17 protein-coding genes are annotated in these 22,734 nt (G+C 41.4%); 4 read left to right on the forward strand and 13 right to left on the reverse strand.

Annotated features, from left to right (window positions below):
* The first annotated feature begins 133 nt into the window (after window positions 1-133).
* Entirely contained in the window at window positions 134-877 is a 744-nt protein-coding gene (locus tag BVC88_RS00140; RefSeq protein ID WP_075348622.1) for an MBL fold metallo-hydrolase, read from the forward strand.
* 108 nt (window positions 878-985) lie between these two features.
* Here BVC88_RS00140 and BVC88_RS00145 read toward each other — a convergent pair whose 3' ends face one another.
* The 3 genes from BVC88_RS00145 to BVC88_RS00155 are packed head-to-tail and all read right to left on the reverse strand — an operon-like array spanning window position 986 to window position 3,937.
* Complete coding sequence (locus BVC88_RS00145) at window positions 986-1,675, reverse strand: hypothetical protein (protein ID WP_075348623.1); 690 nt, start codon at window positions 1,673-1,675, stop codon at window positions 986-988.
* Between the two features lie 33 nt (window positions 1,676-1,708).
* The gene (locus BVC88_RS00150) at window positions 1,709-3,097 is read right to left on the reverse strand and encodes a sulfatase family protein (RefSeq protein ID WP_075348624.1); all 1,389 of its coding nucleotides are present in this window, start codon (window positions 3,095-3,097) and stop codon (window positions 1,709-1,711) included.
* Window positions 3,098-3,130: 33 nt separating this feature from the next.
* On the reverse strand, window positions 3,131-3,937 hold the full coding sequence (locus BVC88_RS00155) for a peptidylprolyl isomerase (RefSeq protein WP_075348625.1): 807 nt from the start codon (window positions 3,935-3,937) through the stop codon (window positions 3,131-3,133).
* Window positions 3,938-4,082: 145 nt separating this feature from the next.
* Between BVC88_RS00155 and BVC88_RS00160 the strand changes: the two genes are divergently transcribed.
* Window positions 4,083-4,751, forward strand: coding sequence for a hypothetical protein (locus BVC88_RS00160; protein WP_075348626.1), 669 nt, complete (start codon window positions 4,083-4,085; stop codon window positions 4,749-4,751).
* Window positions 4,752-4,783: 32 nt separating this feature from the next.
* Here the strand turns inward: BVC88_RS00160 and BVC88_RS00165 are convergent, their stop codons facing one another.
* Window positions 4,784-6,250, reverse strand: a complete 1,467-nt coding sequence (locus BVC88_RS00165) for a hypothetical protein (protein WP_075348627.1) — start codon at window positions 6,248-6,250, stop codon at window positions 4,784-4,786.
* A 363-nt stretch (window positions 6,251-6,613) separates the two neighbouring features.
* Between BVC88_RS00165 and BVC88_RS00170 the strand changes: the two genes are divergently transcribed.
* Window positions 6,614-9,502: a CHAT domain-containing protein gene (locus BVC88_RS00170; RefSeq protein WP_075348628.1), complete on the forward strand. Its 2,889-nt coding sequence runs from the start codon at window positions 6,614-6,616 to the stop codon at window positions 9,500-9,502.
* A 6-nt stretch (window positions 9,503-9,508) separates the two neighbouring features.
* On the opposite strand, the gene BVC88_RS00175 is transcribed toward BVC88_RS00170, so the two are convergent.
* Both BVC88_RS00175 and BVC88_RS00180 read right to left on the reverse strand, forming a co-directional pair.
* A complete protein-coding gene (locus BVC88_RS00175) occupies window positions 9,509-11,041 on the reverse strand; it encodes an amidase (protein WP_075349400.1) in 1,533 nt (510 codons plus the stop codon).
* Between the two features lie 14 nt (window positions 11,042-11,055).
* Window positions 11,056-11,415 carry a cupin domain-containing protein gene (locus tag BVC88_RS00180; protein ID WP_075348629.1) on the reverse strand — a complete coding sequence of 120 codons (360 nt, stop codon included), beginning with the start codon at window positions 11,413-11,415 and terminating at the stop codon, window positions 11,056-11,058.
* 533 nt (window positions 11,416-11,948) lie between these two features.
* Between BVC88_RS00180 and BVC88_RS00185 the strand changes: the two genes are divergently transcribed.
* The gene (locus tag BVC88_RS00185; protein ID WP_217694734.1) at window positions 11,949-12,260 is read left to right on the forward strand and encodes a 3D domain-containing protein; all 312 of its coding nucleotides are present in this window, start codon (window positions 11,949-11,951) and stop codon (window positions 12,258-12,260) included.
* Window positions 12,261-12,376: 116 nt separating this feature from the next.
* Here BVC88_RS00185 and BVC88_RS00190 read toward each other — a convergent pair whose 3' ends face one another.
* The 7 genes from BVC88_RS00190 to BVC88_RS00220 form a co-directional block, all read right to left on the reverse strand.
* On the reverse strand, window positions 12,377-14,542 hold the full coding sequence (locus BVC88_RS00190) for a DUF748 domain-containing protein (RefSeq protein ID WP_075348631.1): 2,166 nt from the start codon (window positions 14,540-14,542) through the stop codon (window positions 12,377-12,379).
* 56 nt (window positions 14,543-14,598) lie between these two features.
* Window positions 14,599-16,464, reverse strand: a complete 1,866-nt coding sequence (locus BVC88_RS00195) for a DUF3604 domain-containing protein (protein ID WP_075348632.1) — start codon at window positions 16,462-16,464, stop codon at window positions 14,599-14,601.
* A 26-nt stretch (window positions 16,465-16,490) separates the two neighbouring features.
* A complete protein-coding gene (locus tag BVC88_RS00200; protein WP_089153047.1) occupies window positions 16,491-17,486 on the reverse strand; it encodes a HupE/UreJ family protein in 996 nt (331 codons plus the stop codon).
* The gene (locus tag BVC88_RS00205) at window positions 17,483-18,364 is read right to left on the reverse strand and encodes a peptidyl-prolyl cis-trans isomerase (protein ID WP_075348633.1); all 882 of its coding nucleotides are present in this window, start codon (window positions 18,362-18,364) and stop codon (window positions 17,483-17,485) included. Before BVC88_RS00205 ends, BVC88_RS00200 begins: the two co-directional genes overlap by 4 nt.
* Window positions 18,365-18,394: 30 nt before the next feature.
* Window positions 18,395-20,311 (reverse strand): DUF3604 domain-containing protein, encoded by a 1,917-nt coding sequence (locus BVC88_RS00210; RefSeq protein ID WP_083638967.1) that lies wholly within the window; start codon window positions 20,309-20,311, stop codon window positions 18,395-18,397.
* 18 nt (window positions 20,312-20,329) lie between these two features.
* Window positions 20,330-21,304 (reverse strand): transporter, encoded by a 975-nt coding sequence (locus tag BVC88_RS00215; RefSeq protein WP_075348634.1) that lies wholly within the window; start codon window positions 21,302-21,304, stop codon window positions 20,330-20,332.
* A gap of 140 nt (window positions 21,305-21,444) precedes the next feature.
* On the reverse strand, window positions 21,445-22,623 hold the full coding sequence (locus BVC88_RS00220; RefSeq protein ID WP_075348635.1) for a helix-turn-helix domain-containing protein: 1,179 nt from the start codon (window positions 22,621-22,623) through the stop codon (window positions 21,445-21,447).
* Window positions 22,624-22,734: the final 111 nt, after the last annotated feature.

The raw sequence follows: 22,734 nt of genomic DNA on the forward strand, positions 1-22,734 counted from the left end.
TCTGGGCTTAGGAGTTTTAATTTACTAATATAATTCAAAGATTCTTGAAATAATCTCAATTCTTTACTTCGAAGAATTCAATTCTCCAAACATTTGAATCCAGTAACGGTTAGTCTCTTAAACATTCAAAAAAATGAAAAAACTACTCATACTCTTAATTTTATTAACTCCATTCATTTCTTTCGGACAGGATTTGATTCCTACTGCTTCTGGGGATATCAAAGTCACTCCGATTTTACATGGAACTCTTGTGCTGGAATATCAAGGCAAGACTATTTATGTGGATCCTTACGGAGGAGCTGCAGTTTTTGAAGGTCAAAAGAAACCCGACTTGGTATTGATTACAGATATCCATGGTGACCATCATAATCAGGAGACGCTGGATGGTTTAGATTTGAGCAATGCGATCATCGTAGCTCCCCAAGCCGTAGCTGATAAGCTTCCAAGCGGCTCCGGAAAATCGATACAGATCATGAATAACGGACAAACAGAATCTATTTCTGGAATTAGCATTTCAGCAATCCCGATGTACAACTTGCCTGAAACAGCTGATAGCAGACATCCGAAAGGAAGAGGGAATGGCTATATTCTGGAGCTCGGAGGAAAGAAAGTTTACCTATCCGGAGACACCGAAGACATTCCTGAAATGCGTGCATTAACTGGAATAGATGTAGCTTTCGTCTGCATGAATCTTCCGTACACCATGGATGTAGCTCAAGCCGCAGATGCCGTTTCAGAGTTTAAACCAAGTATCGTTTACCCTTACCATTTCAGAGGTGGAGATGGCTTGGCCGATGTGGAAAAATTCAAATCAGCAGTTAACTCCAGTGCCCCTGAAGTGGATGTCAGACTTAGAAACTGGTATCCTGGAAATTAAGGCTCGGAATTAAAAAAAGGCCGTATTGTTCTGCCCCCAAAAAGTTAAACACTTATTGGGGGCATTTTTATGCTTAATCCGATAGAACTCGTTTTTCAAACCAACTGCTCAAGTTATCGGTAAGGAAACAAACCATCGGGAAAAGGACTCCCAGAAACCTGGGTTAATTTTAAAAATCCCAATAGTGTGAATGAAGAAAAAAGTAGCCAAAGCAAGCGGAAATACCCATCGTCCCCTTTTCTCGTTTCGCTCCAAAATGATTAGCACCACTAGGATAATGTAGTCCACAGAAATTGCTAACAAATAGCCGGTTAAGCCCTGAATATCTAAAACATTGAACATAACCCGAGCCATAACTGGTTCGATTAAAGCCATCCCTGCAACTATCATCCCCCGAGCATGGATGGGCATGGAGTTTTTAAACTTTATGGCTATTCCAAAGCCCAACGAAAAAATAATTAAATCTTTAAAGGGAATCCACACCTCAGGTCCAACAAACTCTAGCTCAGGATCTATACGATTATTTGCTAATAGGGCCACTGATACAAACAGAATAGGAACCAATAGATAGGAGAATTTACCCACCGCTTTATGCAGTTCATGTTTTTTTCTCCGAATCAAAATGGGCTGAATAATTAGCATCCCTACCCACAAGAACGCAGTAATTGCATGAAAATGGAAATACTGATTGAAATCGGCTGTTCCATCAAAAAACTTGGAAAAATAGGAAGGCCAAAACCCCAAAAATGTAATTATTAATAAGCCTAAATAGTAATAACCTGTGTTTTGGAACTTCATTTCTCGAAAAGTTAAAAGTGAATTTTTTACTTACTAGTTCTTAGCTGCTTTATGCTTTTGATCTAAGTATTCATAATGGCTATTATCCGGTCCAGTTCGCACTACTTTACTTGGAGGAAGAGGTCCCAATTGTTTTACTGCCAAATCCATCGCTCGCATCATTTGAGCAAGTTTTTCCGGGTTTTCTTTAGCCAGATTAGTGGTTTCTCCAGGGTCATTTTTCAGGTTAAAAAGCAAGGTATCGTGAGCAGCCACTGCTTTCATCCCTCTACTTCCTTCATATCCTTGATAAGGGCGCTTGATCTTCCAGTCTCCTTCACGGAAACCCCGCTGATCTGAAAGCATAAAGTAAAGAAAAGTATCGGCTTCCCGATTCCCATTTTCGAAAAGAACTTGGCTCAGATCTTTTCCATCAATTTCCCGATCTGAAGGGATTTCCGCTCCCACTAGCTTACAAAATGTGGGGAACCAATCCATTTGGGTACCCATTTCTTCATAGACCTGACCGGGAGTGATTTTTCCTTTCCACATGGCGACAGTCGGAACACGCACTCCACCTTCAAAGGTGTACTGCTTTCCCTCTCGGAGTTCACCAGCTGAACCTCCATGATCTTCCATCACCAGCCAAGGTCCATTATCCGAAGAAAAGACGATCAGCGTATTTTCAAGAATTCCTTTTTCTCCCAGTTTGCTTAAAATCTGCCCTACGCTCCAATCGATCTCCTGAATCACATCGCCATAGAGCCCTCGGTCGGATTTTCCCTGAAACTCAGGTGACGCATAAATCGGAACATGGGGCTGATTGTGTGCGAGATAAAGCAAAAAAGGCGCGTCCGATGCTTGATCAATAAAAGTTAAAGCCTCCTCGGTATAGCGTTGTGTGGTATAGGTTTGATCTACTTCAAACTCTTCCACTTCATTATTTCTCAGGTAAACCACCGATGCCATATCATTGGAATAGGGAATTCCAAAGTACTGATCAAAGCCCTGATTGAGCGGCAGAAAGCGCTCCAGATGTCCGAGATGCCATTTGCCAACAGCTGCAGTTTGGTAACCTTTTTCTTTGAGAACCTCCGCAAAAGTGATTTCCTCAGGATCCATTCCTGTTAAGCTTTCCGGAAAAAATACGGCATTGATTCCCATCCGCTGTGGCATCCGCCCGGTCAATAGACCAGCTCTTGAAGGGCTGCAAACGGGTGAGGCGGAGAGAAAAGAGGTGAATTTGATTCCTTCATTGGCGATGCGATCGATATTGGGAGTCTGAATGTCAGTGGCTCCAAAGGCACCAATATCACCGTATCCCAAATCATCTGTAAAGATGAAAACGATATTTGGATAAGAATTAGGAGCAGATTCAAGTGCTTTTTCCTGACAGGAAATCACTAAGAAAAGCAAGCAAAGGTAACAGCCGATTGGTTTCATAGTAGGGAGCTAAGTCCCATTAATTTAGCCAAATTATCTAGAAATCACCCGCATGCTCAAAATCCGAACTTCCTCAATCGGGCGATCTGGAACCTTTGTTTTGACCGCAGCAATAGAATCCACTACCGCCAAACCTGAGATCACTTCTCCAAAAATGGAATAGTTCTGATCCAAATGTGGCGTACCTCCAATTTGCTTGTAAACTTGCCGATGTGCCTCTGGGATTTGATAAGCTTCAAACTTATCGTAGGTCTCATAAATCAATTGGAGGCTATCATTCAAAACCTTGGTTTGGAGGCTATCTTTTTTTGTTCGGGCACTGGCCAAAGAATCGATCAGCGGCTTCAATTCCGGATCATTTACCGCATAGTGTCTTGCGAGCATTTTATTGATTCGCCCTTGATTATGATCCAGCGAACTATCGGTATGAATGATTCCCTGCACAATGTAAAATTGAGTGCTACTGGATGCCCGTGCCGCATTACCGGTTCGGGCCGCAGCCAAGACTCCCTTTTTATGGAAAAGAGCTGGATGAAATTCTGCTGGAATCTGGTAATTCAAATCAGATCCTCCTAGGACGACGGTATCGCTGGCATACTTGCTTTTGGTATCCCCACCTTGAATCATAAAGCCTTTGATCACCCGATGGAAAAGCAAACTGTCATAAACTCCCTGATCTACCAATTTGATGAAATTATCCCGGTGAAGAGGAGTCTCATCGTATAGCCGAAGGACGATCGTTCCGTAATTAGTGATTAGTTCTACTTCCACTGGACTTTTGGAAATGGCTCCAAAAAATAGCAGGGAGGTAAGTAAGATAAAGGCGCTTAATTTTTTCATTGGATCAATTTATAAATCTCTTCGAAATCTTCGATGCGCTTTATTGAATGATTCTGAGATTAAGCGATCAAACTATAGGTCATTTGACGTATGGGTTTGCAAAAAACAGAGTCCCTTATTTGGGATGAATTAATATATTTTCTTAATGAATTGTCCGATCTGCAAGTCAGCCCTTCAAACTGAAAACCTGAACATCGCCACCGATACAGGGCTCTGTACCGAATGCAAGCATATTTTCAAAGTTTCAGAGCTTCTAAATCCTGTAATAGACCCCAAATTTGATATTAAAAATGGACCAAAAGGCACTTGGCTCAGAGCAGAGATTAATGAGCTGATTGTAGGGGGGAGTACCCGTTCGGTCATGGCCTTTTTTTTGGTTCCTTTTATGATTATTTGGACTTCGCTCAGCGTTGGGGGGACATTGTTCGCAGCATTTTCAGACGGAGCGGTGAATTGGTTTCTGGTTCTTTTTTCCATTCCCTTTTTGGCAGGAGCGGTACTTTTCTGGAGTATTGCTTTGATGTTCATTTGGGGCAAAGTGGAAGTTCAGCTCCACAAAACCGGTGGAACAATTTTTACCGGTCTAGGAAAAATTGGTCGACGGAAACACTTCACCTGGCAAGAAGTAGATCGGGTAGGAATTACTCCTACCCTCAAAACTTCAAAAGGTTATTCTGGGGGAGGGCTGTTTTTGGAGGGACCAAATCGAAGAATTGATTTTGGGTCTTTTCTTAATGCGGAGAAGAAAATTTATTTCCAGCAAGCCTTGACTTTTAGCCTTCAAAAGATCAAAAACGACAATCGCTTATTTTAAAAAAAGGAGCGATTTCTCGCTCCTGTCTAAAATTAGAACCCGCAATAATGGGTGAAGGTGTCTTTGTATTCTCCATCCTGGGTTCGTTGGATGGTCTCTACAGTCGCATTTCCAAAGCCAGTGGAGGAAATGGTAAATACATCCATTTGGGTGAATCCAGTTCCATTATTTTCGGATCTTCCGATTTCTCGATAACCCATCCGATTTCCATATTTATCCAATTTTAGGATACCGTAAGTGGAGTAGCTAATACCTCCACTGGAGGCTCGCTTGAGGATCAAATAGCTTTTAGCTTTATCGCATTCTCCTACCAGACCCAAAGCGTAAACATTGGCTCCCCTGCCGAGATTCAATCGATTGGTCAGTGCGAGATTAGTTACCTCATTGCCTTTGATCGAATTGTAATCCAATTTATAGACCTTAGGAAGCGGGGTAAAATAGGCATCCCATTCCTGCTGCTCTTTGATTTGGGAAGCAAAGCGCTCCTGAAGTTGAGACTCATTGGCATATTGTCGCTTCTCTCTGATTTCCTTTTGCATGGCTATTAAATCCAGATTCTCATTTTTTGAGGCTGGGCTGATTCTAGTCGCCGTTTGAAGATTAGTCTTCTTATCCAAAATGATCAAATCAATATCGTTTAAGTCTTCTGCTGCATTATTCTTTGAATCCAATCTCACCATATAGTTCCACATCGGAGTCCATTCATACCTGGTGTTCACATCCGCCGGAGTAAAATTTCCCACCTCGTAAGTTTCTCCATTGATCGCAGCGATTTTGTCTAGACTCCCGCCTTTCATTCGTGTAGCGGCATATACTTTTCCATCCGAGAGGGAAGTGACTAAGGTGTAAAGATCAACTTTAGCGGTTTGAACAGGCTTAAGGGACATCAGATCCACTATATTTCCTTCCTTTCCACTTTTCAGGGCAATCACATTTTTAGCGGCAATCACGTTTGTCATCCCCTGATCAAAAGCATGCGATCGCCACTCACGGGTCATCCAATTGTAGTATTGAATTACTGAGCCGGTGATTTTATCGAAATTATATTCCCCTTTCTTATTTTTTGCGAATTGGTTAAAGGAAAAAATCACCCAATCTCCGATTACATCCTGTACAGGTCCATGATCCTGGGCGAGAAATTGGTCATGAAGCCGAAAAATATCCCTTGCTTCATCCAGAATAAAATAGTGTCCGGGATTAATTCCCCCCTCATAGCCCACTAGAATGACTTTTCCATTCTTAAAATCAAATTGGTGTGGCCTCAAGCGGGAGATATCCTTAGGTACAAGCCCGTCAAGATTCACGGTATGAACCAGCTTGTTAGTAGCTAACTCATAAACCAAACCCAGTTTTTTGTACTCATCGAAAACCATGCAATGCGTCTCATTCTGATCCAACAAAACACTGACATCATTTAAAGAAATTTTTCCAAATAATTTATCGATCTGAGCTTCCGCAAAGAGTGGAACAAAAAGTAAAATGAGGAGTAATTTTTTCATGTGTTTATAATTTTTCTATTTGGCCACATGGAATCTCGCATTTCGAATTATCATCCTACTGTGTGACGTTATCGTCATGCTCGATTTCATCTGTTTATAATTTGATTTTTAAAGGTCATAAAGCTTGTCGCTTCCAGTTACTTCAGGATTGATTCGGGGGAATCACGCACAGCGCAGCCTAGGGCTTTTGAGACGGATCCTAACTTCGATTTAGGACATGTGATTTCATGCTTTCTATTTTTTTCAAACCTAGAAAAGCCCACAATTCATTCATATAGGTCATTTGGCGTATTTCTTTTATGCGAGGGCGAAGCGACTTTCGTAGCTACTCATCCTGAATACTCAGATTTTGATTGATCTCTTATGAATCCTTTTTCTACCAAAACTTCCTCTTTATCAATTTTCCTCAGCATCCCAATACTAACTTTTTTCTTTTCACTTTCGGCTTTCGCCCAAGTGGACTATGCTGCCTTATACCAAAAAGATATGGATGCCAGTGTGGCAGCACTCACCGCGAAGGATATGCCTGCCCTGGCAAAAGCAGCAGCGGATTTTAAGCGGGATTTTCCCCAAGAATATGAGGGATATGCCTTTATGACTTTTTATCATCTCAGTCAAAATGAATTGGACAAAGCCGAGGCTGAAGGAAAGCTGATGCAAGCTTTTAAACCGGTGGACCAAGCGACTTATTCGATTTTGGCAATGCTCCGATATATGCAAGGAAATACTGCTGAGGCGGAAAAGTTGCTTTATTATTATTACCAGACCATTTATCAAGGGGATGTTTCTGCGACATTTGATGATATCGCAATCGTCGAGCAAAACTCTGGACGGGACCTCAGTGGCTTTGGGGAAATGGTAAAGAGGACTTTCGACCCAGCAGCATATGATTATACCCTGGCAAACAATTACTTCGGCTGCAAGTATGCCATGCTTGGGGGTGAAGATTGTCCCGATTTCAAAAAATATGTCGCACAATACAACCAATACCGCCCATTCAATCCTGACATCGCCCTTGATGCAGCCTATGCCGAGGGCACGCTTGCCTATGCAAGGGGTGACTTGGAGGGTTCTCGGAAAATCTTTCGCCAGTTTACCAAAGATGCTGAATCCCAAAACCTGATGCCTTTTCGCCAAGGTACAGCGCTTTATTACCTGAGTGATATCGACCAGCGAAACTTAGACCGAGAATCCGCTTGGCTCAATTCAAAATTAGCACTGCAAAAGCTTCGCCCACTCAATATTCCTTTGGAAACAGAAGCTCGAATTCTCGAAACGAAACTGATCCTAGAGGCTAATCTGGACAAAACAACAGAGCAGCGACAAACCGCCAATGAGCTTCTATTGGTCGGGAAAAAGCTAAACAATTTCTACTATCAAGCTACTGCCCTGAACAGTCTCGGAACCTCCTACTTCGGTCAAGACCTTACCGCTGATCGGGCCAAAATGGCTAACTACTTTGCCGAAGCTTTGGTAGCTGCAAAAGCTAGTGGAAATAAGGATATCGAAATGACCATCAGACAAAACAATCAGATTGTCCTTTTTCAACAAGGAAAGCGAACTGAAGCGATCGCCTCTGGAGAAGAAGTCTATCGCTACGAGCTCAGTAGAAACAACATCTCCCAAGCTGCCAATGTCATGAATAACACCGGATTTATGCAGTATTATGCAAAAGACTATACCGGCGCAAATGAATCATTCAAGAAATCCATTGATCTAGTCGAACAACGGAAAGCAGGGCTAAAACCAGAGCAGCAATTAGCGGTGATGAATCAAGCCAGCTCAGCCTACAGCGGACTGATCATGTCGCTAAGCTATCAGAATAATCCTGCTGAATTATTTGAAATCCAAGAACGAAACCGAAGTGGCTACCTGAGAGAGCAGCTGAACTCTTCAGCCAAAATCCCTTCCTTGGCTGAAGCCAAGGCATTACTCAAATCGGATGAAGTTTTGGTCATGTATTCCCTAGCATCTCCCGGGGAAATCATCATTAATGTGATCACGGCCAATCAGGCAACCATCAGGAGACACTATCCGATCGATGCGTTTATCACAATGAAGAAAACTTTTACAGATCGGGCAAAACAAATTCCTGCTAACCTGATCCCTTCGCTCAAAAATGCCAATATCGATTACCTGGATGGAAATTTGGTCACTTATCAATCCAAGGAGCAATCTTATCAAGCGGAGGATTTTTCCCAATTAGTCCAGTGGACCAGAGAATTGCTGGAAAGTATGGATCCACAACTAGCTGATATGCGAAAAACTTTTCTTAAACATTGGTATAATTTCACCTTAGCTCCAATTTCGGACCTGTTGACAGGCAAAAAGACCGTTCTGATCAGCGCTTCCAATGAACTTCACTTTCTGCCATTTGAGACATTTTTAGATCAAAATGGCAGTTACTTTATCGAGAAATTTGATGTTCGATACATTCCATCTGTGAGTGTATTGCGGGAAGTGTCGCAGCGAAAATATGAGGAAACCCGTAAGCCTATCATTGCCTTTGGAGGAGCAACCTATCAACCCTCGCCCGATCCGAATTCTCCAAGAAGACAGATGAGCACCGAGGACGTATTGCTAGTTGGGCAAGAAATCAGGGAAAAAATCAAAGCTGGAAATTACTTTTTAAAACCTGAACTGGATCAAATGGGTTTTGGAGGAGCTAACTATCTGGAAGGCACACTTCGAGAGGTAAATTACTTTGCCAGCCTAAGTCCCGAAAATAAAATCTATACTGGAGACGGGATGCGAGAGAGCAATATCAAAGCACTCAACGCCTCGGGAGAACTCGCAAATTATCGATTTGTGCACATCGCGACACATGGTTTCACCACGGAGGTGATTCCCGAACTCAGTGGGATCATGTGCACCCAACCCAACGGAGGAGATAGCAAAGAAGACATGTTTTTACTTGCTCCGGAAATCGCTAAGCTCAAGTTAAAATCTGATATGGCCATCCTCAGTGCCTGCAGCACAGGAATTGGAAAACTTTATAAAGGAGAAGGTTTCAGTGGATTGAACACCGCATTCATGCTAGCCGGTGCGAATAGCACTCTACTTTCCCTTTGGCCGGTAAATGATTTTGGAACCATGCTTCTTATGCAGCAAATGTACAAAGACATTCTACTGGAGGGCAGTAATACCACCGCAGCTTTGAACCAAATCAAACGTGACATGGCTACTGGGAAATATGGTGCAGATGCACAGATTCCTTCGATCTGGGCTCCCTTTGTCCTTAACGGGAACTAGCGCTTCTTATAATTTCGGTGGTACTCGGTGCCTCGTCCCTTGCTCATAGCTATAGGAGAGCTTGATCAAAGTAGGTTCCGCGTACATTCTTCCGAGAAACTGTAGCCCTGCTGGAAGATTTCCCGAGCTGAACCCCATGGGAACAGTAAAGGCAGGCTGTCCGGTATGTGGAGCAATGATCTGCGAATTATCCCCGCGATATTCTTCCTCAAATCGCTCAATAAGCGCTGGCCGATTATTCCAAGAGGGGTAAACCAACACATCCACCTGAAGTGAATCCATGGTTTTCTCTATTGCTTCCCGAAAAGCGATTCTTCGTTCATCCTCGTAAGCATTCCCACAGGGGATTTCTGGATTTCCTCTTCTTAGGGAACTTCCCCCTAAAGAGGCAATACGCTGGCGAGTGTATTCCGACTTTGTTCCCACTCGAAGTACATCCTCAAATGTGCTCATCGTATCACGCTTGACATAGGTTTGAAGGAAGTCTTCCAGGTCATTTCTAAAAGTAGGACACCATTGGTCTTGTCTCAGTTCCTCAAAATTTGGAACTGCAACTGAATCCACAATCACCGCTCCTAGGCTTTCCATATCTTTCAATGCTTGATTGAAAAGTTCTGTGATTTCAGGATCAGGATCTCGCTCACTCAAGGTTCGAAAGACTCCGATTCGGGCTCCTTTCAGTCCATCTTTATCCAGATATTGGAGGTAATTATTTTCTGCTTTCCCTTCTGAATAGGCTGTCAACCGATCTTTTGGATCGATTCCAGCCATAACTTGCAGGACTCTAGTGGCATCTTCTACACTTTTGACCATTGGTCCAACTACGTCATTTCGGAGGTAAAGCGGGACAATTCCCTCACGACTGATCAAACCAAGGGTACTTCGGAATCCTACTAATGCATTATGCGAAGAAGGCCCGCGGATGGAATTTCCGGTGTCGGTCCCCAATCCAATTGTACCCAGATTTGCTGCGACTGCAGCTCCCGTACCTCCACTGGAACCTGCTGGCACATAGTCAAGATTGTAAGGATTTCGAGTGATGCCAGCCGTAGAACTCTCTGAATGCATAGGAGAAAAAGCCCATTCGGCCATATTGGATTTTGCCAAAATAATGGCTCCAGCTTGCTCCAATTGGGTGATAATAAAGGCATCTGTCTCCGGATAAAAATCAGCCAAAGCCAGTGAACCAGCGGTGGTCGGCATCCCGATCGTATTGATATTATCCTTGACGATCATGGGAATACCATGAAGCGGGCGGAGTTTTCCGGTTTCCTTGTATTCGGAATCGAGTGCTTTGGCGATCTCCAATGCCTTCGGATTGATGATCGTAAGGGCATTGATTTTTGGATTGACCGAATCAATGCGAGCGAGGTATGCTTCCACCAGGGCAACTGCCGTTAATTCGCCTGAAGCATATTTTTCATGGATAGCCGAAATAGAAAGTGACTCCAGGTCCAGATCAAGCTTTTTCTTCTCTGGCAAACATGCCGAGAATAGAATGAGCAAAATGAGAGCAAAAAGCGAAGTTGATTTTTTCATAGCAGTAGGTAGCATTAAATCTTTTCAAATTTTTGAACCGTTCTTTCCGTCATCACGTCTCCGGTATGCTTGGTACTTTGAGGCTCGAAAAGAAGAACCCAAACTTCCTCTTCGGCAATCGGGTAATGCTCGACTCCTCTGGGTATAATCAACATTTCGCCTTCATTGAGTGTAATACTTCGATCACGAAACTCAATTCTAAGCGTCCCTTTAAAGATCATAAAAAGCTCATCTTCTCCTTTATGATCATGCCAGACAAATTCACCCTTTACTTTGGCGAGCTTGACATCCTGACCATTCAGCTCTCCAATGATTTTGGGAGACCAATGTTCTTTAATCAAATCAAATTTTTCGTTGAGGTTGACTTTGTTCATAGATAGATCAATAAGTTAAGGAGCTCTAATTTATAAGGAAAATTAAGGGAACAACTCTTTGAAATGGTTTTTCTAGATCTTTGATTTAAATTTATTAAGCTTAGTTTGATCGCCTTGGGATCATTAGTTTAATTGATCTTTTGTATTCTTTAATTCCATTTCGCGATTACGAAGTAGTCAAATCATAAACAACCACCTCCAAAACTGAATACAGGAATAATGCGTGAGAATGATAACTCTGAGGGAATTGAACTATTGGATTTAAAGCCAAAACTACTGGGCTACTAAAAATATTAAAGCTAAATCGAGGTTCAATATTAAATCCTCTACCGCTTTTGAGGCACGACCTGCAGAGCCACAATTGATTTTCTCTTATATTGTATCTGTCGGCTGTTGCGGGAATTTGACTATCAAGAGAATGCTTGTCATTAATACCTATTTAATTAAGTATGCGTCTTTCAAAATTAATTCATTTTATAACTGCCACGATAATAACTCTACGCAGCGCATGCAGTAGTCCCAAAACTCAATCTATGAAAGTAAGGGCCACGGCTTACAATTCCTTAAGAGCGCAAACGGACAAAGATCCAAATATCACAGCTTGGGGTGATACCCTAAAACCCGGCATGAAGGCCATTGCTATTTCTAGAGACTTACTTGATTCAGGATTGCGATATAATATGGAAATCACTATTGAAGGGCTAGAGGGGAAATACATAGTCATGGATAAAATGCAAGGTAGATGGACCAAAAAGATCGATATCTACATGGGCGAAGATGTTTCTAAAGCACGGGAATGGGGTAATAAAAAGGTTACGATACACTGGACCCCTGTTGTAGAATAACTTCCAGGATTTTTTTCAACGTATGATAACTCTCTTATTGGAGCTCTCATTTTGCATTCATTTTCTAATAAGGTGTACCTAAAGCTCTTCCCGGTTTAATCAAGGATTATATTTTCCTATTCAAACATATCGTATTTAATCTCAAATCGAGATAGAGATCCTGTATTTTTTGGTTCTTTTAATTCGGATTTAACGACAGTTATATTGGTTGAGTCTTTTGTGATTTTGAGATAATTTATCGTGTTTTTTAATAAAGCTTGATTATAAATAGTAGCAAGAGAATCTGCTGATTGAGGTGTTATCAATTGAAGTGCAGCTTCCTTTGTAGATATGGAGTCGTTATCCACTTTAGCTCTTAGGTAGCTTTCAAAACCTTTTTCATCTTTTAAGTAATCTTTATTGGTATCCTTAAAATATTGATTTCCTAATTCTGACAATGCAATAGCTTCTCGTTGTAATCCTGGATCTACAAAATGCATTAATTCAATTTTAAGTCCTTCCTTCTTGCCTTCCATTTCAAGCAGTTTGTCTAGTTTCCTCAATTGCTTTTCAGAAGGAATTGTATCAGTATAACTGAATGTTATTTCTTCAAATTCTTTTGGGTCACCATCCACCAAACCGGCCAATAAATTGACTGGCGCGGAAGCTGCTCGGACAATTAGGTTCTTGAAAGTATTCCAGATTATTTTCCCAAAACTTACCTCAGGATCATTAAGATCGCCACGAACAGGTATTTCTAAATTCACATCACCATTTTTATCTTTTAATAAGAAGATGGCAAATTTTAGCGGCAGACTATATAAACCTCCTTTTTCATTTGATACAGATACATTTTTAGCTAAAAGATTGTTTTCGCTTTCAATATTTCCATTAGTAATTATTGATTTCGAGTAGTAATAAAAATCGCCTTCTACAATGCTGTGACCAGTATAATATTTAGAGTAAATATTTATATCAGATAACAAGAAGTTCTCAATGCTTAAATCTAGGTTTAAGTTGGTATAATCGGATGGATTGAAACTTAATTTTGCATTCAAAGTACCTCGATCATTTAATAGCATTTCAGAATAAATAGCTATCCATTCTGCATCACTATAGATTTCTTTGGAGTTTATTGTTATACCACTTAAGTGATAGTCAAATATTTCTCCTGTCAAATTATCACTGTAGTCTAAGACTCCGTTTTGAACAATTAGATTATTTATTGCATAGTATATATCGGAATCTGAATCTAATGTATCTGCATATTGTACAAGTTCATCCTGCTCAGAGATTAAACTTCCATCTGGATTAAATTTGAATATTTTGAAAAAGTTATTTGTTATAGAATCCATCTCAAAATAAGCATAGGGTTCTATAAAATTTATGGTATCAAATTCATAGATACTATTGACGTAATCGATTTTCTTTAAATTGAAGCCTACACGTTTGGCTTTTAAAAATTCCTTATCGTTTTGATCGGTCATGATGAAGTCATCCACATCACCTCTCCCTGAAATGATAGACCTAACCGCATCATTTATATTTCCTTTTATTTCGATTTGAGTAGTCAACCTCCCATTAAAACTATTTATATCTGCATATTCCTTTACATATTCTAAGAAAGGCTCTAGATATAAATCTTTCACTGCTATTTTCGTATCAAATTCACCATCTACTGGATTAATATTCAATGAAGATTGAAAATATCCTCCATTTTGAAAGTTAAACTTAATGTCGGCGTTACTTTTTTCTTGCTGATCCCAGCCTATGTATGGAATCAAGAATGATAAATCTTCAATGAGAGTTTCTTTACCGACGTTTTGATTGTCAAAAATGAAATTGGCATCTTTTAGCTCAATATTTGAAATGCTATATTTAAAAGATTCAGGGTTCTTTTCCTCTATAGAAATGGAATCTTGTCTATGAAAAGCAATTAAATCATCAAAATTGAAAGAAGAATCCTGCATAACGATTTTGACTTTTAATCCGTCAATGAAAAATTGTTCTATAACTTTCTCATTGAATAAGAAGCGGTATGGTTCAATGTCAATAACTAGGGTATCAAAAGAGGTGAATTCATCTTTTCCATTTTGCTCAAACATTTTAAAGTTGTAGACTTTTGCAGTGCTTGTGAAATAATTATACTTCAAGCTTCCTATATCGATCTGCCGGCCTAAAAGTTCTAGGCTGTGCGAAATGGCATATTGCTTTATAAAAAATGGCAAAAAAGCCAGGATAATAATTATTATCCCGGCTATAACAGCAATGAAACTATTTACTTTCTTTTTTAAGAAGGACATTTAAAACAAGTATTAGATAATTGTTTTTGATAAAAAAAGTGAAAGTAAGGAAAGCACTATTTTTTGGCAGTGTACCAAATTGGCGAACCCCAAGCTCTTTCTATGATACTTGTAGGAACCTCTTTCGGAAATTTCACGCCTTCTCGCATCGCGTCAAAGAAGGTCCAACGTGCTGTAGGTAACTGAAGCACTCTCATATAATAAAAGGCATGCTCCGAAGAATCAAAGTCCGGGTCTGACCATACTGCAATCAGTTCGCTGCTCCCTTTTGAGCTATTGAAAGCGCCTGTCTGAGGATCAATCGGCGCATCCAGATTGGCTACTTTCCCATCTTTTCCAATCGTTCTGCCATCACTGGCTGCGACATTGTATATTTTCTCTTTCATCACACCATTTTCCACCCATCCTTTGATGATCTGAATCCTATCCAGTCCAGGTCCATTGGGATCTTTCGATGCCCAAAGCAAAAAGCTAGGGCTTTTACCTGCTTCGGCCGTTGGCAAATCTCCTCCCATAGGAATGGCAGAAGCTTGGCCAGCCTTCACCATTTCGGCATAGGAATCATAGGAAGCGGCTAGATCAAATCCTCCAAACATGCGACATTTGATCCGAACTCCGCTGGTGGCAAAAGTCTCTTTCGCTTTCATGGCATCCCAAATATCTTCTCGGGTATTGGCAGGTGCCCAGACTCCAGTAAGTGCTCCTGGATTAATGTCGTAAGCCTCTGCCCATCCGTCTACTGCTTTGGTTGCCCGACTTTCGGCAGTGAGATCTGCAAGTCCATGACTTCCTACCATATAGTTGTCTTCTGCAGTATTGCTTGGTAGACCATTATGGTTATCAGTTCCACCCACAAATCCATATTTATATGGGTTTACGCCCAATTTATCCTGGTAGTCCAAGCCTTTCTTCAAGCCATATCGAACAAAGTTTTTTTCCATGTAGGTTCTACCGCTATACTTCTCCAGAGTAGTGGCATTTTCAAAATTGGCAAATTCATCTTCAGCCCAAAATCGGGGAACCACTTCCGAATTTCCTTTGATCTGCATCATCTCAATCAGCGGTTCGAATTCTTGTCGGGTACTTGCATAGGCTGCGGTAATAGGATTTCCCTCAGAGTCGTTTTCATCAAACATTTTTCCCTTGCTAGCATTGCTATTATGTGGGATCGCCAAGACCGTATGACCAGCCTGATTTTCTTTTTTCAACCATTCCCAAAGTGCTTCTTCCCGAGGAATCTCATAGGAACTCATTGGTAGGTCCGTCACTTGATTGGTTCTGAAAATAATATTCCGATGCAGGTTGGCTCCGCCTGGTGCAGAGGACCATTCGAATGCATGGAGGGTAGTAAATTTCCCGGGCTTATAATACTTTTCAGTAGCCGCCTGAATCTCCTGCCAGCCACTTTTCGTAGTGCCTTCCCCTTGGTAAAATTCGGGATGCGTTGGATTTGCTCCACGATTATTTCCAGCTACGTATTTGATAAATAATTCCATGGCCTCCTCGTAGGTTTTGGCATTACGGATTGCAGTTGTGGCCTCATGATCGTTTCCTGGCGCACCGGGAGTCATCATGCTATACATTTCACCAAGATATTCGGCATGATCGGTGACCGCGCAAAAATCAAGGGGCGCATTGATTCGCATTTTAATATCATGACTAATCACTTCCTCACCCATCGCAAAACGATACGCGTCTTCTGGTCGAAGCCTTGCTCCACCTATGTAAGCATCCAACGAATAGGCTGTATGGACGTGGGTTTCACCAAAATAAGCGTTCTTCATCGGGTTACGTTCCACCGAATCAGCGACAATTTCACCCGCTGCTGTACCCTCATTACTGTCTGATTTGTTCTCCGTACATCCTATGAGGGTGACTAGGAAAACAAAGACAATTGCAATTTTTGATCTTGTTTGATACATAGCTGAATTAGTTAAATTTTTATTATTTACCCCCAAAAACCAATGACCCGATCGATTAGCCAAAAGCCTGCAATCGAGCCTATCGCATAAGCGGGTACTTTTTTTAAGAGGGAATTGAATTTTATTTTTTTGAAAACAAAGTGAATTAAAAGTAGCATTACCCCAATGAACAACAATTGTCCAAGCTCTACCCCAACATTGAAAAATGCCAAAGCAGCAGGAACTTGGGTTTGAGGCAAACCTATATCTGATAAGGCACCTGCAAAGCCCAATCCATGAAGTAATCCAAAACTGAATGCCACAACCCATGGCTTTTGAGATGTAAATGTTTGCTCTCCTTGTTGATATCGGATAAGCTCATAAGCCAGAAACATGATGCTAAGCGCAATAGTCGCTTCTACAGGAGGACCAGGAAGTCCCATAAATCCCAGAGCTGCCAAAGACAAAGTAATACTATGCGCCAGCGTGAAAGCTGTAATCGTCCCAATCAGTCTTTTTGTCCCTGAAACGATCAGCAGCAAAGCCAAAACAAAAAGCAAATGGTCTGGGCCCAACAAGATGTGCTCGACTCCCAGCTTCAAATAAGTTGAGGCCGTGTTAACCCAGGTCTCTTTTTCGGGGATCACCGCAGTAGCACTGCTTGGTCGGATCGTAAATGAGAAAGTTTCCCCATTGAGCAAGGAAACATACACGATCACATCGACGACGGTTTCTTGTAGCCCTTTGATAAAAATGGGCATGGTATGAATGTCCTGCCCACTTGAAAATTGATATCGCAATAAAGCGCCTCCTCCTGCTTGAGTCGGGGCTTCTTCTTTGACCAACTGAAACCAATCCGGAAAAACAGGTCGAATATTCAAAACCATATCATCAATGCGCGGGATCTTCCACAGCACTTCGTATTGATTTTCTTGAGTTTGATTGATTTGCAGTAAAGCTGGACGCATCTCATGTGCCATCGCTGATTTGGAAGTCATCAGCAACGCAATCATCACCAAGAAATAGCGAAAAACCAGCTTCATTCCTTAGCTTCATTAGGTACTTGCAATACGTTTTCCTTCAATATTTGGTCAGAGACTTGAATTCGGATATCGTATTGCTTTTTAAAATCCTCGTAAATTTTATCATTGTATTCCTGATAGAGCGCGTATTGATAATCCCGCAAGACATCATCCCTAACCGCTGCCAAAGGAAGAATCTCTTCAGGCAATTTCTCAAGGACATAGACCAGATGTGTTCCATAGCCTGACAATACCGGGCCTGACCATTGCCCTTCTGGCAAATCCAAAACAGAGGCCGCAAACTCATCTCCCATCTGGCTGGCAATTTCTCCTTGATTCGCTCTTCTGACCTGACTTAAGAAGGGAAAAGCGTCTCCCAATTTTTCAATTCTGATGATCGTTGGCGCTTGATTCGGCAGGGTTTTTAGCAAGTTTTCGGCATCGCTTCTAGCCGTGGTCCGCTTATCAGGATTGAAATAAATATGGATATAGCTTACTCTAGGAGCGAGAATATACTTGGATTGATTTTTCTGATAATAGGCTTCCAACTCCGCGTCAGTAGGATCATCCATAGTGGCCAAATCGTTGGTGATAAAATTCAACTTTTGTTCCATTCTCCGTCTGATCAGCTCATCATTGTGATCCAGATTCATTTTTAATGCCTGACGATACAGCACTTCTTGTTTGACCTGACGAGCGATCAATCCATCCAATTCCTCTTGCGTAGGAGGCCGACCCCATTCTTTTTCGAAAATAAGCACACTACGATTGACAATTTCATCATCAATTAGGATGATGTCTTCTCCGCTTGCTGCCGGGCTTACTAGTTCGTATAGCAAGAAAAGTCCTGCCCCAATGAGCAGAAAATGAAGAAGTGGATTGCTTATTAATTTTTTCAAAATATGCTTTTACTAAATCTTAACTGATTCTTACAAGTCAACTGGAGTATACCAAATCGGTGATCCAAAGCAACGCTCTTGAATGGTCATTGGCACAGAAGGATCCATTTTTATCTTGTAGCGCATCGCATCCCAAGCCGTCCAACGAGGGGTAGGAATTTCGAGTACTCTCACATAATAAACAGCAGGCAAAGAAGGATCGAAATCAGGATCCGTCCATACCGTTTTGAGTTCAGAATCTCCAATGGTATTGGAAACTTCACAGGTCTCCAAATTCACGGTATTGCCTACGGCAGGAAGCTTGCCTTTTGCATCAAGTTTACGTGTATCAGCATCTCCCCAAACTACCTCATAGATTTTTTCTTGCTTTTTCCCTTTAGCGTCAACCCAACCTTTGATCACCTGAACACGGTCAAGGTTGGCTCCAATCGGATCTTTGACAGCTGCGATCATAAATGTTGGGCTTTTACCTTTTGGGGCCGCGACTAAATCACCTCCCATTGGAACTCCCTTTTTATATCCACGCTCTGCCATATTGGTAGCCTTCAAATCTTCATCCGTATAATCGAATCCACCAAAAAAGCGGAGCGTCATCCTAGGCCCAGTGGTAGCGTAAGTTTCCCGACGATGCATCGCATCCCAGATCGCTTCTCGGGTATTCGCTGTAGCCCAAACTCCAGTCCATCCGCTTGCCCCATATTCCCAGCCTTTAACTGTTCCATACTCTGTTTTAGAAGAAGTTTCATCCCAACGTTCAGCATTTGGTTCAACAATCTTAAACTTACTGCCGAAGTTATCCTCCTCTGGAGCGGATAATCCTGTATGGGAATCAGTACCTCCTGCAGCTCCATATTTAAAAGGATTGGTGCCTAAAGTTTGCTCCAGATTAATTCCATCCTTAAGTGCCTCTCTGTAATACTCCGTTTCCAACATTTTAGGATTCTTAGGATCCTGAATTCCCAGATTCCCCTTATCCCAAATTTCAAAATTGGCAAACTCATCCGTCGGAGAAAGCGAAGGATGTGCTTCACTCGTTCCTTTGTATTGGCTTATTTCATAGAGGCGCTCCCATTTGTTTCGGGCTTCTGCATATTCCTTTGTCAAGGGCTTTCCTGCCAAGGTGGTCAAGGAAAACATCAATCCATTGCTGAGGTTGCCATTATGAGGAATTGCTAAAATTTTACCCCCTGTTTTCTTTTCATAGGCAGTCATCCATTCCCAAAGAGTTTCTGGATCTGAGGAGGCAAAAGTATTTGCCGGAAGCATTTGAGTAGCCTCCGCCCCATTTCCCCGGTAAATGATATTTCGGTGTAGATTATTTCCTCCACCGTAATTACTGGTCCATTCGTAAGCTATAAAAGCGGTAAACTTGCCCGGCTTGTTGTACTTCTCAACAATTGCAATGTTCTTATCCCAAACGGTTCGTGCAAAGCTCGAATCCAGCAGCTCCTTCGGTAACTCTCCTCTGCTTTGGGTTTGAGTAATATCCACACTCGTTGCTTTTTGAACCGCATTATCGGAGGAGTTCATACCATCGTGCCACTTCTTGACCAGCGGAATCTTCATCAATTCTGGATCTCCATCTTTTATAAAAGAAATCACACCCATCCCATCTGAGTGGTCGCTGACACAAAGCCAGTCCAAAGGACGATGAAGTTTAGCTGGCTGGCCTGAGTTATTGGTCACTTCCTCACCCATCGCAAAGCGGAGTGCCTCTTCCGGTCCGATAACCGTTCCCGCTGCACCGGCGTCCCCACTCCAAGCAGTGTGAAGGTGCTGATCTCCCCAGTAGACATTTTCGGGAAAAGCCGTTTCTACTACTACATTTTCTTCCGATGAGGTCAGGTTTGCAGCATCTTGATCTTCACTTCCAGTTTTGTTGTTATTACACCCCCCTAAGAGTGAGAGGGTAGAAAAAATAGCTAAGGCTTTGAATTGCGTTTTCATAAATGACTTAGTTAACGTTTAATTAGAGTTGGCCGCTTGGAGTTTTTTCAAATTAGCATAAGTAAACACCACACTTACTCTCAGCATATTTCCTTTTAATGCTTCGCTACTCGCAAATACGCCCCCGTAATCCATTTCAAGACCTAATGGAGCCAAAAGCTGGTAGCCGAGTCCAAGTCCTCCACCAAGACCAGTTACGGTATTATTATCTTTTTTGCCATCCGCAGCAGTTTGTCCTCCTGTTTGGAATCGTAGGTTTGCTACTGCCCAAAATTTCGGAGTAAAATTATGCGACAAATGACTTTCCAGAATAAACATTGGGGCTTGCTCCACCAATAGAGCCGAAGAAGATCGCGCAGGATCCGTATTGTCTGTAAAAAACTGAAGTGCGGGAGCGACTTCTAGCCAAGTTGCTTTGGCCCGAGTATGATTTAGAGGAATAGCCATTGGTAATCCAAAATGGAGAATACTTCGGTTTGTCCCCAGATTGAATAGATTTTCTGAATCATAGGTGCCCGAATACCAATATCGAAACTCTCCAAAAAGCGAAAATTGCATGTCACTTTTTGAAAATGCGATCACATCAAGTGCCGGAGCCCCAAAAAGGCCCAATTTAAAAGCAAGAAAACCATCAGAATTCCCGCTGGCTGAGATTTGATTTACTGGAACCGGACCGATCGGCGGGCCAATTCGAGCCTTAGCTGTTGAAGAACCCGGAGGAATCATGCCATACACCTGTGCGAACCTTCCTCCGATTGAAAAAGTGTGAAAAATCGTAGTGGGGAAAATATTCGCAGTGATATCAGCACTAGGAATCAGCACCGATCCTGAGGGGATTAGATTTCCTCCCATACTCAACCATTTCACATTGATTCCTGTGACTCCTTTTGGGGCAAGCAAATATGCTCTTGGACCATCGCCTTGGCCAAAACCATCCATTGAAACTGTTAAAAAAAATAGAACGATAAGTAGTCTATTGACTGAATTTTTCATTTGCTTACTGAGAATTGATCAATTGTTTAGAAATGAGTTTGAAAAAGAATTACAAACATCATTGCCAAATAAAGATAGTAAGACTGAAAAGCCCAGTAGAATTCAGGGATTGAAAAAAGTATCAATTTGGCTAAAAGCCTCTAATTGATAGGATTTTTGGCTTGCATCTCCTTTATAAATGCTCCAGGGGTTATTCCTTTTTCTTTTTTGAAGGAATTGATTAAGGTGGTCCTGGATCTGAATCCACAGTCTTGAGCAATAGAATCGAGAGTATATTTCTCTGCCGCTCCATTTTCTACCAAGGAGATAAAATGATCAATTCGAAATGAATTTATCCAAGCTGAAAAGTTTTGATTTTTGATTTTATTGATCACGTATGAAATTCGATAAGCTGGAATATTGACGTCCGAAGCCATTTTGTGAATCGAATATCCTGCCATCAAAAATGATTTATGGTTTGAAAAGTATGCTGTAAGCTCTTTAAATATCCTCTCCTCTTCTAATGAATTTTTGAATTCGTCAGCCGATTCCTCTTCATTTTTATTCTGTAGACCAGCTTCCTGCGGCACAACTTCAAACTCCCAATAAAAACCGTAAAGCAGTCTAGGATATGCCAATAAGTTAAGCGTGATAAGGATTAAGGTAAGCGATAGGGTGATTATAAGAAATGAGACAGTGTAAGATTTAGTGGTGATAATCAAATTCATCACGGCAGGAACCATGAGAAGAATGATCAAAATAAGCCAGAGTATCCCCAACTTTTTAAACAAAGAGAAATCGACTTTTGAGTTCGAAATCTTGAAATCATCTTTGAAATCATAGAGGATTTTCCCTATTAGTAAAAGAAAAAATGAAGAAGAAACTGTTCTGAAAATTAGATGAAAATTTTTCAGTTTGAACATGCCCTCATCAACTGAAAATAAGGCTGAGGTGTCTCCAATCTTTGGAGAAAATAAGGCTATTTTTTCATCAGCACTCAGTAAAAAAAACGGGAGAAAGTCGATCAGATAAATAAAAGCGGGAATAAATAGTAGAAAATAGTGGTTTTTCCATCGACTTTCACTTTTGAAAACTCCCTTGTAAAAGAGATATAAAAATGGGAACAGTAAATAAACCGAAAGATTGCCAGTTCGAATCAAATGGGGATATTCTAAGGCACTGCCATTGAGGTTCAATAAACTCATCAAAAGACTGTGAGTCAAGCCCAATACTGCCAAACCCAAAAACCAGTTAGGCGACTTTCTGGAATTTGGAAAGCCCAATAGAATAAAGCTAGTTAGCAAGCCGCAGACAATGCCTACTATCGTAAAATAAGTCATAATCTATACAAGATTAGCTAAAAATTAGCTGCTGATGGCTTTTATCGTTTCCGAAAGTTACTATTTGATTTGAGATTTAAAGGCCTTTTGCAACTTACCATTGGTATTTCC

Source organism: Algoriphagus marinus, from assembly GCF_001936475.1.
GTDB classification, from domain to species: Bacteria; Bacteroidota; Bacteroidia; order Cytophagales; family Cyclobacteriaceae; genus Algoriphagus; species Algoriphagus marinus.

Excerpts from the sequence above, each read along its gene's own strand:
- BVC88_RS00215 (WP_075348634.1), bottom strand. The coding sequence starts at position 21,304 with ATGAAAAATTCAGTCAATAGACTACTTATCGTTCTATTTTTTTTAACA.
- BVC88_RS00210 (WP_083638967.1), bottom strand. The coding sequence starts at position 20,311 with ATGAAAACGCAATTCAAAGCCTTAGCTATTTTTTCTACCCTCTCACTC.
- BVC88_RS00180 (WP_075348629.1), bottom strand. The coding sequence starts at position 11,415 with ATGAACAAAGTCAACCTCAACGAAAAATTTGATTTGATTAAAGAACAT.
- BVC88_RS00190 (WP_075348631.1), bottom strand. The coding sequence starts at position 14,542 with ATGTCCTTCTTAAAAAAGAAAGTAAATAGTTTCATTGCTGTTATAGCC.
- BVC88_RS00220 (WP_075348635.1), bottom strand. The coding sequence starts at position 22,623 with ATGACTTATTTTACGATAGTAGGCATTGTCTGCGGCTTGCTAACTAGC.
- BVC88_RS00185 (WP_217694734.1), top strand. The coding sequence starts at position 11,949 with ATGAAAGTAAGGGCCACGGCTTACAATTCCTTAAGAGCGCAAACGGAC.
- BVC88_RS00145 (WP_075348623.1), bottom strand. The coding sequence starts at position 1,675 with ATGAAGTTCCAAAACACAGGTTATTACTATTTAGGCTTATTAATAATT.
- BVC88_RS00140 (WP_075348622.1), top strand. The coding sequence starts at position 134 with ATGAAAAAACTACTCATACTCTTAATTTTATTAACTCCATTCATTTCT.
- BVC88_RS00200 (WP_089153047.1), bottom strand. The coding sequence starts at position 17,486 with ATGAAGCTGGTTTTTCGCTATTTCTTGGTGATGATTGCGTTGCTGATG.
- BVC88_RS00170 (WP_075348628.1), top strand. The coding sequence starts at position 6,614 with ATGAATCCTTTTTCTACCAAAACTTCCTCTTTATCAATTTTCCTCAGC.
- BVC88_RS00160 (WP_075348626.1), top strand. The coding sequence starts at position 4,083 with ATGAATTGTCCGATCTGCAAGTCAGCCCTTCAAACTGAAAACCTGAAC.
- BVC88_RS00165 (WP_075348627.1), bottom strand. The coding sequence starts at position 6,250 with ATGAAAAAATTACTCCTCATTTTACTTTTTGTTCCACTCTTTGCGGAA.
- BVC88_RS00150 (WP_075348624.1), bottom strand. The coding sequence starts at position 3,097 with ATGAAACCAATCGGCTGTTACCTTTGCTTGCTTTTCTTAGTGATTTCC.
- BVC88_RS00195 (WP_075348632.1), bottom strand. The coding sequence starts at position 16,464 with ATGTATCAAACAAGATCAAAAATTGCAATTGTCTTTGTTTTCCTAGTC.
- BVC88_RS00155 (WP_075348625.1), bottom strand. The coding sequence starts at position 3,937 with ATGAAAAAATTAAGCGCCTTTATCTTACTTACCTCCCTGCTATTTTTT.
- BVC88_RS00175 (WP_075349400.1), bottom strand. The coding sequence starts at position 11,041 with ATGAAAAAATCAACTTCGCTTTTTGCTCTCATTTTGCTCATTCTATTC.